Here is a 14069-nt window from a genome sequence, read left to right on the forward strand (position 1 = left end):
ATCGATAGACCCGCTGGACAGGACGGCGGAAGCGAGTTTATGTATAGACATATCGCCCGTCAAGCATTCGTGAAGGTGGGAGGCAGCATGGCCGAGCGTTTCGACCGGATCTGGCGCAATGCGCGGCTTGCGACCCTGCGCGAGGACGAGCCGGGTCTCGGTGTGATCGAGCAGGGCGTGATTGCCGCCCGGGACGGTCGCATCGCGTTCGCCGGTTCGCGAGCGGATTTTCCGGCCGACGCCGACGCGCCGGAGCGCATCGATTGCGAGGGACGCTGGATCACGCCAGGCCTCGTCGACTGTCACACCCATCTCGTCTATGGCGGCGACCGCGCGCACGAGTTCGAGCTGCGCCTGGCCGGCGCGAGCTATGAGGAGATCGCGCGGGCCGGCGGTGGAATTGTATCTACCGTCGCAGCGACGCGCGCCGCGAGTGAAGAGGCGCTCGTCGCCAGCGCACTGCCGCGACTCGACGCGCTGCTCGCTGAGGGCGTCACGACGATCGAGATCAAGTCCGGCTATGGGCTGGAGACGGCGACCGAGCTGCGACAATTGTCCGCAGCGCGCGCGCTCGGCAGCAAGCGGCCCGTAACCGTGCGCACCAGCTTTCTAGGCGCCCATGCGCTGCCGGTCGAAGCCGGCGGCGACAAGGACCGCTACATCGATCTGGTCTGCAACGAGATGCTTCCCGCGGTCGCCAAGTCGGGACTGGCCGATGCGGTCGATGCCTTTATGGAAAACATCGCGTTCTCGGCCGCGCAGACGTCGCGCGTCTTTGCGGCGGCGAGGGCGCTTGGCCTGCGCGTCAAGCTGCACGCCGACCAGCTCTCCAATCGCGGCGGCGCAGCACTTGCGGCCGAGTTCGGGGCGCTGTCGGCCGATCATCTCGAGCACACCGACGAAGCCGGCGCGGCTGCGATGGTGCGCGCTGGAACCGTGGCAGTGCTGCTGCCAGGAGCGTTCTACTTCATTCGCGAGACGCAGAAGCCGCCGGTGGAGCTGTTTCGCAAGCATGGTGTGAAGCTCGCGCTCGCCACCGACTGCAATCCCGGCTCGTCGCCGCTGACGTCGTTGCTGTTGACCATGAACATGGCGGCGACCTTGTTCCGGATGACCGTTGACGAATGCATCGCGGGCGTGACCCGCGAAGGCGCCCGTGCATTGGGCGTATTGGGCGAGACCGGCACACTTGAAGTCGGCAAGTGGTGCGATCTCGCGATCTGGGACATCAGCCGTCCCGCAGAAGTGGTCTACCGCATGGGCTTCAATCCGCTGCATCAGCGTGTCTGGAGAGGCCAATGAGTCCGATCCTCGTGGCTCCCGGCCGCGTCGGCTTCGACGATCTCGCGCGCGTCTACGCGGGGGCGCCGTTCGCGCTGGATCCTTCCTATTGGCCGCGCGTCGAGGCTGCGGCCGCGATCGTCGCCAAGGCGGCGCAGGGCGCGGAGCCGGTCTATGGCATCAACACCGGCTTCGGCAAGCTGGCCTCGAAGCGCATTCCGCCGGACCAGACCGCGCAGCTCCAGCGCAATTTGATCCTGTCGCATTGCTGCGGCGTCGGCCCGGCAACGCCCGAGCCGGTGGTGCGGCTGATGATGGCGCTCAAGATCATCTCGCTCGGTCGCGGTGCTTCGGGCGTGCGGCGCGAGATCATCGCGCAACTTCAATCCATGTTGGCGCAAGGCGTCCTGCCATTCGTGCCTCAACAGGGCTCGGTCGGCGCGTCCGGTGACTTGGCGCCGCTTGCGCATATGACGGCGGTGATGATCGGCGAAGGCCAGGCCTTCGTCGACGGCCGACTGGTTTCGGGCCGGGATGCGCTCTCGCAGGCCGGACTTGCTCCGGTCACGCTCGGGCCGAAGGAAGGACTCGCGCTGATCAACGGCACGCAGTTCTCGACCGCCTATGCGCTCGCCGGCCTGTTCCGCGCGCATGATCTGATCAACGCGGCGCTCGTCACCGGCGCGTTGTCGGTCGATGCTGCGATGGCCTCCACTGCGCCGTTCCGCCCAGAGATCCAGGCGCTCCGCGGTCATCCCGGCCAGATCGAAGCCGGCCGTGTGCTCACCGAGCTGCTCGACGGCAGCGCGATCCGGCTGTCGCATCTTGAGGGCGACGAGCGCGTGCAGGATCCGTATTGCCTGCGCTGCCAGCCGCAGGTCGCAGGCGCCGCGCTCGACCTGCTGACGCAGGCGGCGCGCACGTTGGTCACTGAAGCCAATGCGGTCACCGACAATCCGCTGGTGCTCGTCGAGACCGGCGAGATCATCTCCGGCGGCAATTTCCACGCCGAGCCGGTGGCGTTCGCCGCCGACCAGATCGCGCTGGCACTGTCCGAACTTGGCGCCATCAGCGAGCGGCGCATCGCGACGCTGGTCGACCCGGCGCTGAATTTCGGCCTGCCGCCATTCCTCACGCCGGAGCCGGGCCTGAACTCCGGCTTCATGATCGCGGAGGTGACGGCCGCGGCGCTGTTCGCCGAGAACAAGCAGCGCGCGCTGCCGTGCTCGATCGACTCGACGCCGACCAGCGCCAACCAGGAAGACCACGTCTCGATGGCCGCGCATGCCGCGCGGCGACTGCACGACATGGCCGACAATCTCGCGCACATCATCGGCATCGAGCTGCTGGTTGCTGCGCAGGGCATCGAGCTGCGCGTGCCGCACGGCACCAGCGCGGCGCTATCGGCCGTGATCGGCACGCTGCGCCAGCATGTGCCGGCGCTGGAGAGCGACCGCTACATGGCCGACGACCTCGCGAAGGCCGCCGCGCTCGTCGCCGGCGGTGTGCTGGCCAGCGCGGCGAGCGATGCACTCGGACGCGATCCGTTTCCCAAGCTTGGATGAGAGGGACCCATGAACCGACGCCTCGACAATGCCCGGGTGATCCGTGCGCCGCATGGCAGCGACATCAGCGCCAAGAGCTGGCTCACCGAAGCGCCGTTGCGCATGCTGATGAACAATCTCGATCCTGACGTGGCCGAGAAACCGAGCGAGCTGATCGTCTATGGCGGCATCGGCCGCGCCGCGCGCGACTGGGACAGCTTTGATCGCATCGTCGCGTCCTTGCGCAAGCTGGAGGCCGACCAGACGCTGGTCGTGCAGTCCGGCAAACCCGTCGGCGTGTTCCGCACGCATCCGGATGCGCCGCGCGTGCTGATCGCCAACTCCAACATCGTGCCGCATTGGGCGACGCTCGATCACTTCAATGCGCTCGATAAAATGGGCCTGATGATGTACGGCCAGATGACGGCCGGCTCCTGGATCTACATCGGCAGCCAGGGCATCGTGCAGGGCACCTACGAGACGTTCGTGGAGGTCGGCCGCCGCCACTACAATGGCGATCTCTCCGGCAAGTGGATTCTCACGGCGGGCCTCGGCGGCATGGGCGGCGCGCAGCCGCTGGCCGCGACCATGGCCGGCGCCTCGATGCTCGCTGTCGAATGCCAGCCGAGCCGCATCGAGATGCGGCTGCGTACCGGCTATCTCGATCGCCAGGCCGCCACGCTCGACGAGGCGCTCGCGTTGATGGCGGAGGCCGCAACGACCAAGAAGGCGGTCTCGGTCGGCCTGCTCGGCAATGCCGCCGAGATCTTTCCCGAGTTGGTGCGCCGTGGCGTGCGTCCCGATATCGTCACCGACCAGACCAGCGCGCATGATCCGATCAACGGCTATCTGCCGAAGGGTTGGACGCTCGCCGAGTGGGAGACGAAGCGCGCCGCCGACCCGAAGGCGGTCGAGCAGGCGTCGAAGACCTCGATGGTCGGCCATGTCCAGGCGATGCTGGATTTCCACGCCATGGGGATTCCAACGCTCGACTACGGCAACAATATCCGCCAGATGGCGAAGGACATGGGCCTCGCCAACGCGTTCGATTTCCCCGGCTTCGTGCCCGCCTACATCCGTCCGCTGTTCTGCCGCGGCATCGGCCCGTTCCGCTGGGCGGCGCTGTCGGGCGATCCCGAGGACATCTACAAGACCGACGCCAAGGTGAAGGAGCTGTTGCCCGACAACAAGCATCTCCACAACTGGCTCGACATGGCTAGGCAGCGCATCAAGTTCCAGGGCCTGCCGGCGCGGATCTGCTGGGTCGGCCTCGGCGACCGCCATCGCCTTGGGCTTGCCTTCAACGAGATGGTGGCGCGCGGCGAATTGAAGGCGCCGATCGTGATCGGCCGCGACCATCTCGATTCCGGCTCGGTCGCGAGCCCGAACCGCGAGACCGAGGCGATGAAGGACGGCTCCGACGCGGTGTCGGACTGGCCGCTGCTGAATGCGCTGCTCAATTGCGCCAGCGGCGCGACCTGGGTGTCGCTGCACCATGGCGGCGGCGTCGGCATCGGCTATTCGCAGCATGCCGGCATGGTCATCGTCGCCGACGGCACGCCGGATGCGGCGCGCCGGCTGGAGCGCGTGCTGTGGAACGATCCGGCCACCGGCGTGATGCGCCATGCTGACGCCGGCTACGAGGACGCCATCGCCTGCGCCGACGCCAACGGGCTCGATCTGCCGAGTCTGTCGCGATAGCGCGCGAAACCTCCTGGGTTGAACAGCGGCCCCTGATTGTGGTCTCATGCTGAAAACGCGACCGGTACGCGTCGCGGCGCAGAGGGAAGCCTATGGGAATCGCGTTTCCGTTCTCGGCCATTGTCGGCCAGGACGAGATGAAGCTGGCGCTGATGATCGCCGCTGTCGACCCGAAGGTCGGCGGCGTGCTGGCCTTTGGCGATCGCGGCGCCGGCAAGTCCACCGCGGTGCGCGCGCTGGCCGCGCTGCTGCCGCCAATGAGCGCCGTGGTCGGCTGCCGCTATCAATGCGATCCCGCCGATGCCGCCGCGCAATGTGCCGATTGCCGCGCCCGCTCCAAGCCGAGCGGCAAGGCCAAGAAGCCCGCCGCGCTGAAGGCGCATCAGGTGCCGGTGCCGGTGATCGACCTGCCGCTCGGCGCCACCGAGGACCGCGTCGTCGGCGCGCTCGATCTGGAGCGCGCGCTGGCCCATGGCGAGAAATCGTTCGAGCCGGGGCTGCTGGCGCGCGCAAACAGAGGCTTTCTCTACATCGACGAGGTCAACCTGCTGGAGGATCATCTCGTCGATCTCCTGCTCGACGTCGCCGCGTCCGGCGAGAACGTCGTCGAGCGCGACGGCCTCAGCATCCGTCATCCTGCGCGCCTCGTGCTGGTCGGCACCGGCAATCCGGAGGAGGGCGAGTTGCGGCCGCAACTGCTCGATCGCTTCGGCCTGTCGGTCGAGGTCAAGACGCCCGGCGATCTGCCGACGCGCATCGAGGTGATCAAGCGCCGTGACGCGTTCGAGACAAATCCCACGGCGTTCGTCGCGCATTGGGAGAAGGAGGAGGCCAAGCAGCGCAAGCGCATCCTCGCCGCGCGCGACCACATCGTCTCGGTGAAAGTTGCCGACCGCGAGCTGGAGCAGGCGGCGCGGCTGTGCATGGCGCTCGGCACCGACGGCCTGCGCGGCGAGCTCACCTTGATGCGGGCAGCGCGCGCTGCCGCGGCGCTCCAAGGCGCCAAGGCGGTCGATAACAGCCATCTCAAGACGGTTGCGCCGATGGCGCTGCGGCACCGTCTCCGACGCAATCCGCTCGACGATTCCGGCTCGTCGGTGCGGGTCGAGCGCGCGCTCGCCGAGCTGTTCGCAACGTGAGCGACGGCGCCGCGATCTGGGCCGATGCGATGATCGCGGCCGCGCTGGCCGCGATTGATCCGGCCGCGTCGGTGCTCGTGCGGGCAGGTGCGGGACCGGTGCGCGAGCAATGGCTCGAGCTGCTGCGCGAGCTGATGCCGGCGTCGATCCACATCCGCAAACTGCCGCCGTCGATCTCCGACGATCGCCTGCTCGGCGGCCTCGATCTCGCCGCGACGCTGCAGGCGGGACGGCCGGTGCTGCAGCGAGGCCTGTTGGCCGAAGCCGACGGCGGCGTGCTGATCGCCGTGATGGCCGAGCGGATCGCGCCGTCGACAACAGCGCATCTCTGTGTTGCCCTCGACACGGGCGCTGTCCGGATCGAGCGGGATGGAATGTCGCTGCATGCTCCGGCGCGATTTGGCGTGATCGCCCTCGATGAAGGCCTTGGCGACGAGCGCGTGTCGCCGGCTCTCGCGGATCGCCTCGCCTGTCAGCTCGATCTCGGCACCGTCGCGCGCGCCGATCTCGGCGAGAGCCTGTTCAAGCTGTCGGACATCGCTGCTGCCCGCGCGCTGCTGCCGCAGGTCCGCCTGTCCGACGATGCGATCGCCGCATTGACCACCACGTCCGTGGCACTCGGTATCGACTCGCTGCGTGCGCCATTGCTGGCCTGCCGCGTCGCGCGCCTCGCCGCGGCGCTCGACGGCGAGACTGTCGTTGCGGAAGCCCACATCGCCTGCGCCGCGCGGCTGGTGCTGGCGCCGCGCGCGACCCGGCTGCCCGCGACGGACGACGACACCGAGAGCAACGAGGCGCCGGAGCCGCAGAACGATCAGGCCGAGAGCGAGGAGGACCGCAGCAATGATGGTCCGCTCGAAGACCGCGTGCTCGAAGCCGCGCAGGCCGCTATTCCCGCCGATCTGTTGAAGCGTCTGCAGGACGAGCGCGCGATGCGGATGCGATCGAGCAGCGCCAGCAAGCAGGGCACCGCGCAGAAGGCGCCGAAGCGCGGCCGGCCCATTGGTGCGCGGCGCGGCGAATGGCGCGCCGGGGCGCGGCTCAACGTGCTTGAGACTCTTCGCGCGGCAGCGCCATGGCAGCCGTTGCGACGGCGGACGCGCCGCGCGGGCAAGGGCGGCCGCCTCATCGTGCACAAGGACGACATCCGCATCACCCGCTTCAAGCAGCGCTCGGGCACCACGACGATCTTCGTCGTCGACGCCTCCGGCTCGTCGGCCTTGCAGCGTCTCGCGGAGGTCAAGGGCGCGGTCGAGCTGCTGCTCGCCGAGTGCTACATCCGCCGCGATGAGGTCGCGCTGATCGCGTTTCGCGGCAGGAGCGCCGAGCTGTTGTTGCCGCCGACGCGCTCGCTGACGCGCGCCAAGCGCAGCCTCGCCGCACTGCCCGGCGGCGGCGGCACCCCGCTGTCGGCCGCGATCTTCGCGGCGACCGAGCTCGCCCTCGCGGTGAAGGCGAAAGGGCAGGCGCCGACGATCGTGCTGATGACCGACGGCCGCGCCAATGTCGCGCGGGACGGCGGCGGGCGCAGCGAGGCCGAGGCGGAAGCGCTGGTGGCCGCGAAGCAGCTCGCACTGACCGGCATTCCCGTGGTGCTGGTCGATTCCTCGCCGCGGCCGCAGGACAAGGCCGCGCAACTGGCTGGCGCGATGCAGGCCCGCTACGTGGCGCTGCCCCATGCCGATGCCACCCGTTTGTCGCAGGCGGTGATGGCGCAGGCCGGCCGCGGCTGACGGAACCGTTGGCGTCAGGCAGCGTTCCCAACGACGACTGACAAGCGGGTCGATCAGCGTTATGCTCGCGTCGGATCGGTTGCACCGGGCGATTTTGCCGGTCGACATGAAATCGCCAACCAGGAGCATGCCATGCCGATCGCCTCGACAACCCAGCGTGAGCATGCGGTGAGCTCGCGCGCGGTGACGATGCCGCCGCCGCTGGCTGCGCCGCGCTTCGAGCTTGCCGATGCCCGCACCGGGCGGATCACCTGCTATGGCGATGTGCCCGCCGCGCCGGTCGAGCAGCGGCCGCTGCTGCTGATCCACAGCGTCAACGCCGCGGCGACCGCCTACGAGATGAAGCCCCTGTTCGAGCACTACCGCACGACGCGTCCGGTCTACGCCCTCGATCTGCCCGGCTTCGGCCTGTCGGACCGCGCCGACCGCATCTACACGCCGCGCCTCATGACCGATGCGATCCTGCTCGCCGCCCACGAGGTTCGGCGCCGTCACGGTGATGTCGCCATCGATGCGATCGCGCTGTCGCTCGGCTGCGAGTTCGCGGCGAGGGCCGGTACCGAGGCGCCGAACCTGTTTCACACCCTCGGGCTGCTCAGCCCGACCGGGTTCGATCGCCGGGCCGAGGCGGCGGCCAAGAAAGCCGGCAACAAGGACACGACGCGGGCGATGCCCTGGGTGCGCAACATCCTCAACGTATCGCTGTGGAAGCACGGCTTCTTTACGCTGCTGACGTCGCGCGCCAGCATCCGCTTCTTCCTGCAGAAGACCTTCGGCCGCAAGGACATCGACGAGGGCCTGCTGGAGTACGACTACATCACCACCCATCAGCCCGGCGCGGAGAATGCGCCGTATTCGTTCGTCTCCGGCTATCTGTTCAGCGCCAATGCCTTGAAGCTCTACCAGGCGCTCGCCATGCCGGTCTGGATGGTGCATGGCGTGCGCGGCGACTTCGTCGATTACAACGGCAAGCATGCCGTCGAAGGCCTGCCGAACTGGCGCATCGAGGTGGTGGAGACCGGAGCGATGCCGCATTTCGAGCAGCTTGATAAAGTCGTCGCCAGCTACGATGATTTCCTGGCGCGTGCGGACGGCCCTTGAGGACGTCAGCCGCGTCCAACCCCTGTGGGCCGGCATGAGTGACAAGCCGAACTGGAGCGTCGACGGCAAGGACTGGCCCAACCGTGCGGCCAGCCGCTTCGTCGAGGCCGCGGGCCTGCGCTGGCATGTGCAGATCATGGGGGAGGGGCCGGTCGCGCTGCTCGCTCACGGCACCGGGGCGGCGACCCATTCCTGGCGCGACCTCGCGCCGCTGCTCGCCAGGCATTTCACCGTCGTCGCGCCCGATCTCTCCGGCCACGGCTTCACCTCGACGCCACATTGGCAGCGGCTGTCGCTGGATGGCATGTCGCGCGATCTCGCCGGCCTCTGCGACAAACTCGCGGTGAAGCCCGAGATCGCGATCGGCCACTCCGCGGGCGCCGCTGTGCTCACCCGCATGACGCTGGACGGCCTGATCGCGCCGAAGCTGATCGTCAGCCTGAACGGCGCCTATCTGCCGTTCGGCGGCCTTGCCGCGCAGTTCTTTTCGCCGCTGGCCAAGATGATGGCGCTCAATCCGCTGGTGCCGCGGCTGTTCGCATGGCGGGGCCGCGATCCGGCCGCCGTGCATCGGCTGCTGAAGGGCACCGGCTCGACGCTCGATGCGACCGGCGAGCGGCTGTATCGGCGCCTGGTCGGCAGCCCCGGTCATGTCGGCGCCGCGCTGGAGATGATGGCGAACTGGGACCTGCATCCCCTGCTGCGCGATCTGCCGCGGCTCAAGACCAGCCTGCTGCTGATCGCCGCCACCCACGACCGCGCCATTCCACCCGACGTGGCGCAGCGCGTGCGCCAATTGGTGCCGCAGGCGCAGCTCGAACTCATTGATGGCCTTGGTCATTTGGCGCATGAGGAGCAGCCTTCCCGGATCGCCGGGATGATCGTCGCGGCCGCTGAGCAGGCTGGCGTGCTTGCGGTGCAGCAGGAAATGTCCAGTTGAGTTGACATTTTTGGCTGGCGAAAGCGTCAATTCCGATTTACGCTTTCGATCATGCTCGACGTCTCCACCATCAAGGCCGCCGCCATTCCGGCTGAGCTCGGAGACCGGCCGCATGCCGTCGTGATCGGCTCCGGCTTCGGCGGCCTCGCCGCCGCCGTCCGGCTCGGTGCGCGCGGCTATCGCGTCACCGTGTTCGAGCAGCTCGATGCGCCCGGCGGCCGTGCCTACGTGCATCGCCAGGACGGCTTCACCTTCGACGCCGGCCCGACCATCGTCACTGCGCCGTTCCTGTTCGAGGAGCTGTGGCAGCTGTGCGGACGGAAAATGTCCGACGACGTGATCCTGAAGCCGATCTCGCCATTCTACCGCATCCGGTTCGACGACGGCACGGTGTTCGACTGCTCGGCCGATCCCGCCGCGATGCGCGCCGAGGTCAGCAGGATCTCGCCGGGCGATGTCGACGGCTACGAGCGCTTCATGAAGGCGAGCGAGGCGATCTTCAAGAAAGGCTTCGAGGAGCTCGGCGACGTTCCTTTTCTGTCGCTGCTCGACATGGCCAAGATCGCACCAGCGATGATCAAGCTGCAGAGCTTCCGCTCGGTCTACGGCCTGGTCTCCCAGCATGTCCGCGACGAGCGGCTGCGCGTCATCCTCAGCTTCCATCCGCTGCTGATCGGGGGCAATCCGTTCACCACGACGTCGATCTACTGCCTGATCGCCTATCTCGAGCGCCGCTGGGGCGTGCACTTCGCGATGGGCGGCACCGGCGCGCTGGTCAACGGCCTCGTCAGTCTCATCGAAGGGCAGGGCGGCCAGGTGCGCTGCTCGACCCCCGTTGCCGAGATCACGACCAGCAATGGTGTCGCCACCGGCGTGCGGCTCAAGTCCGGCGAGACGATCGCGGCCGATGTCGTCGTCTCCAACGGCTGCGCCGCCTGGACCTACAAGCACCTGCTGCCATCGGTGCCGCGGCGGCGCTGGACCGATGCGCGCATCGACCGCGCGCGCTATTCGATGAGCCTGTTCGTCTGGTACTTCGGCACGAAGCGCCGCTATGACGATGTCGAGCATCACACCATCCTGCTCGGCCCGCGCTACCGCGAGCTGCTCGACGACATCTTCCGCCGCAAGGTGCTGGCGGATGATTTCAGCCTCTATCTGCACCGGCCCACGGCGACCGATGCGTCGCTGGCGCCCGACGGCTGCGATGCGTTCTACGTGCTGTCGCCGGTGCCGCATCAGGAGAGCGGCATCGACTGGGCCGCCGCCGCCGAGCCGTTCCGCAAGCGCATCGAGACCGCGCTGAGCAACACCCTGCTGCCGGATCTCGCCGGGCAGATCGTGACATCCCGGCTGCTGACCCCTGATGATTTCGAGCATCGGCTATCCTCCTATCGCGGCGCCGCGTTCGGGCTCGAGCCGGTGTTGATGCAGAGCGCCTGGTTCAGGCCGCACAACAAGAGCGAAGAGGTCGAGCGGCTGTATCTGGTCGGAGCCGGCACCCATCCCGGCGCCGGCTTGCCGGGCGTGCTGTCCTCGGCCCGCGTGCTCGATGATCTCGTCCCGTCACCGCATGAGCTGGAGCGCCGATGAGTTGGGCAGAGGACATCGCGATCTGTCGGCGGATGTTGCAGGGCGGATCGAAGACCTTCTTTGCCGCGTCGAAGGTTCTGCCACGCGCGGTCGGTGATCCCGCGATCGCGCTCTACGCGTTCTGCCGCGAGGCCGATGACGCGATCGACGGCCCTGGCCGCCGCGTCGACGCGGTCGAGATGCTTCACGAGCGGCTCGATCGCATCTACGATGGCGTGCCGGATGACAGCCCGGTTGATCGCGCATTGGCCGGCGTGGTGGCGCATTTCGTGATTCCGCGCGCGCTGCTGGAGGCCCTGCTCGAAGGTCTCGCCTGGGACGTTCAAGGCCGCCGCTACGAGACCTTGAGCGACGTGCTGGGCTATGCCGTGCGCGTCGCCGGCACCGTCGGCGTGATGATGTCGCTGCTGATGCACCGGCGCGAGGCCGAGACGATCGGACGGGCTTGCGATCTCGGCATCGCCATGCAGCTTACCAACATCGCCCGCGACGTCGGCGAGGATGCGCGCGCCGGCCGGCTGTATCTGCCGCAGCAATGGCTGCGCGAGGCGGGCCTCGATGTCGAGACCTGGCGCGCCGCGCCGTTCTTCGACGACCGCATCGCGCGGGTCACCGCACGTCTTCTTGCAGTGGCCGACGTGTTCTACGTCCGCGCCGCGGCGGGCATTACGGATCTGCCGTGGAGCTGCCGGCCCGGCATTCATGCGGCGCGGCTGATCTATGCCGAGATCGGCCGCGAGGTCGCGCGTGCCGAGTTCGACTCGATGTCGCAGCGCGCTGTCGTCTCGATGGCGCGCAAGCTGCAGCTGCTCGGCAAGGCCGCGGCGGTGTCGGTGCTGCAGGAGCCATGTTCGCTGGCGCCGCTGCGGCCGGAGGCGCGCATCCTGATCGACGCGGTGATCGCAGCCGACGCGCAGCGTCCACATGCGATCGCACCGCGGCGCCGCACCATGCAGGACCGCGCGCTGTGGGTGCTCGATTTGTTCGAGCGGCTGGAACGCCGCGACCAGCTGTCGCGCTCCGGGCGGACCTCGTAGCTGCGTGGACGTCGCGATGTGATGCGCGAGTTGCGAGACGTCCGGTTTGATGAGTGAGACGCCATGAGCGAGATGGGCGGCCTGCTCGAATTCGTCGTCGTCACCATGTGCGTGCTCGGCTGGCTCGTGCTCGAATGGCAAGGCCGCCGCCTCGACCGCCAGCGCGCCGAGCGCGAGGCGAGCGAGCGCGACGCGGAGAAGAAGTAGGGTGGGCAAAGGCGCGCACGTGGCGAAGCCGCGGGTGTGACGTGCCCACCATCGGCGTCGGATGTGGAGCACGGTGGGCACGGCGCGTACCGATCTTTGCTCACGGCGGCATTGGGGCGCGCCTTTGCCCACCCTACGGCAGGGTCGCTGGTGGTGAGTTTCACGGTCTCAAACAGCAGAAACATGACATCTCGTTCTCGCGGCGCGTACGCCCGAGGTCTACTCTTCGTTCGTCCCTCCAAGCCAGTGCAGAGGGCGCAGGGAATGCCGGGTGAAGGCCTCACCCATGGCCCGCCTGCAGAAAGAAATGCAGGCGGCAGGTACCACAGGCAAAGCCGAACACGCCGGCATTCCCTGCGCGATGGGTTGAACGCTTATACGCAGTCTCCCTGGCGCGCCGGCTTGTTGGCCACCATCACCACGCGGCACGTCAGGCCATGCGGCTTGATACCAGCGTCGGGGTATCAGGACCCTGCGACTTCACGTCCGCGCCGAGTCGTTCGTCGGCACGCTAGATCAGCATGCTGCGACTCCATCGCGGCCATCGCTTCCCCACCTCGCGTGTCGTGACGATCGCGCGCTGCGCCCCTCTGCGGTGAGGCGGGATGCGCGGATACAATCATGATTTCCGAAAATACGCAAGATATTTATTTTTATCGGAAGTGTGCCCGGGGCCCATCGCTGTCGTCCCGGCCTTGAGCCGGTGGGCGGGGCGCGCTTCTCGCGCAACAATCTCCGCTGTCATCCCGGCGGACGCCGGGATCCATACCCCCAGGGAGGAGTTTGAGGCACACTGAGAATTGGCCTTTTGCCTATCACGTCCGCCGCGGAGTATGGGTCCCGGATCTGCGCCCCGCCGCGCTGCGCACGTCGTGGCTTGTCCGGGACGACACCTGTTATTTGTTGCGCCAGCACACGCCGGGGACGAAGAATCGGCCGCTCGATCAACCTCTGCGACCCTCACCATCTCGGCATGCGGAATGGCAACATGGCCTGCACGATCGGCTGCTTGAATCGATCCAGCGACAGGCTCTCGTGCATCACGGCGACGTCCTCGCCCTGGATGCGCGCCGCGAGATGCGAGCGGGCGTAGAACGGGGCGTCCTCCAGGGTGCTCACCACGTGCACCGGCGCATCGACATCGGCGCGGGCGCTGCGGTCGACGCGCCAGGCGGTCTTGCGCAGCGGCGCGTCCGCCAGTGGCGCGATCCGCTGCAGATTCGCGTTGGGATCGATATGCAGTGCGATCGACTTGTCGGCGCCGGCGCGCGCGACCGTGTCGTAGGAGATCACGGTGCCGGTGCGGGTTGCCGCGCGCGACCATTGCCAGCTCTTGAAGTCACGCTCCAGCGGCGCGTCGCCGTGGTTGAGGTCGAAATAGCCGTCGCCGCGCCAGTGCAGGTCGGGATGATCGAAATCGACCGAGACGCGGCAGCATGGCGCGATCGGATGCCAGCGATGGCGTCCCTCGGCATCCAGGGTGAACGCGACCTCGTTGAGCGCGGATGGCACCACGCGCACCCTGCCGCGCAACGGCAGCGGCCACGGCACGGTGACCTCGTGGATGTCGATCGACAGCTCGCGGCCGTTCCACTCCAGCCGGCTCGGCCCGACCGCAAAGCTCGACTCCGTCCGCGTGATCGCACCGCGGCCGCGCTCGGTCATCGCCCAGCGTCGCGCGCGCTCGCCATAGAGCGCGACGTTGACCGCGCAATGATTTTCCGGATCCGCCGGCCCGCGCCGGCGTGCCCACGCGTAGTAGGGCGAGAACACGCTGCCGACGAAGGCGATGA

11 protein-coding genes are annotated in these 14069 nt (G+C 68.0%); 10 read left to right on the top strand and 1 reads right to left on the bottom strand.

What is annotated here, in order from left to right; translation table 11 throughout:
• The first annotated feature begins 87 nt into the window (after positions 1 to 87).
• The 10 genes from hutI (at position 88) to ACQR1I_RS05460 (ending at position 12276) form a co-directional block, all read left to right on the top strand.
• Positions 88 to 1302, top strand: coding sequence for an imidazolonepropionase (gene hutI / locus ACQR1I_RS05415; RefSeq protein WP_434867653.1), 1215 nt, complete (start codon positions 88 to 90; stop codon positions 1300 to 1302).
• Positions 1299 to 2846, top strand: coding sequence for a histidine ammonia-lyase (gene hutH / locus ACQR1I_RS05420; RefSeq protein WP_434867652.1), 1548 nt, complete (start codon positions 1299 to 1301; stop codon positions 2844 to 2846). Before hutI ends, hutH begins: the two co-directional genes overlap by 4 nt.
• 9 nt (positions 2847 to 2855) lie before the next feature.
• Entirely contained in the window at positions 2856 to 4526 is a 1671-nt protein-coding gene (gene hutU, locus ACQR1I_RS05425; protein ID WP_434867651.1) for a urocanate hydratase, read from the top strand.
• Between the two features lie 92 nt (positions 4527 to 4618).
• Complete coding sequence (bchI, locus tag ACQR1I_RS05430) at positions 4619 to 5665, top strand: magnesium chelatase ATPase subunit I (protein WP_434867650.1); 1047 nt, start codon at positions 4619 to 4621, stop codon at positions 5663 to 5665.
• Positions 5662 to 7398 (top strand): magnesium chelatase subunit D, encoded by a 1737-nt coding sequence (locus ACQR1I_RS05435; RefSeq protein ID WP_434867649.1) that lies wholly within the window; start codon positions 5662 to 5664, stop codon positions 7396 to 7398. Before bchI ends, ACQR1I_RS05435 begins: the two co-directional genes overlap by 4 nt.
• Positions 7399 to 7530: 132 nt before the next feature.
• The gene (locus ACQR1I_RS05440; RefSeq protein WP_434867648.1) at positions 7531 to 8499 is read left to right on the top strand and encodes an alpha/beta fold hydrolase; all 969 of its coding nucleotides are present in this window, start codon (positions 7531 to 7533) and stop codon (positions 8497 to 8499) included.
• 34 nt (positions 8500 to 8533) lie between these two features.
• A complete protein-coding gene (gene bchO / locus ACQR1I_RS05445) occupies positions 8534 to 9439 on the top strand; it encodes an alpha/beta fold hydrolase BchO (RefSeq protein WP_434867647.1) in 906 nt (301 codons plus the stop codon).
• Positions 9440 to 9490: 51 nt separating this feature from the next.
• Complete coding sequence (locus tag ACQR1I_RS05450) at positions 9491 to 11032, top strand: phytoene desaturase (protein WP_434867646.1); 1542 nt, start codon at positions 9491 to 9493, stop codon at positions 11030 to 11032.
• A complete protein-coding gene (locus ACQR1I_RS05455) occupies positions 11029 to 12069 on the top strand; it encodes a phytoene/squalene synthase family protein (RefSeq protein WP_434867645.1) in 1041 nt (346 codons plus the stop codon). Before ACQR1I_RS05450 ends, ACQR1I_RS05455 begins: the two co-directional genes overlap by 4 nt.
• Before the next feature lie 63 nt (positions 12070 to 12132).
• Positions 12133 to 12276, top strand: a complete 144-nt coding sequence (locus ACQR1I_RS05460) for a hypothetical protein (protein WP_434867644.1) — start codon at positions 12133 to 12135, stop codon at positions 12274 to 12276.
• A gap of 960 nt (positions 12277 to 13236) precedes the next feature.
• Here the strand turns inward: ACQR1I_RS05460 and ACQR1I_RS05465 are convergent.
• Positions 13237 to 14049: a hydratase gene (locus ACQR1I_RS05465; protein ID WP_434867643.1), complete on the bottom strand. Its 813-nt coding sequence runs from the start codon at positions 14047 to 14049 to the stop codon at positions 13237 to 13239.
• Between the last annotated feature and the right edge of the window lie 20 nt (positions 14050 to 14069).

The sequence above is a fragment of the Bradyrhizobium sp. HKCCYLS2038 genome (assembly GCF_051167655.1).
Lineage (GTDB): Bacteria > Pseudomonadota > Alphaproteobacteria > Rhizobiales > Xanthobacteraceae > Bradyrhizobium.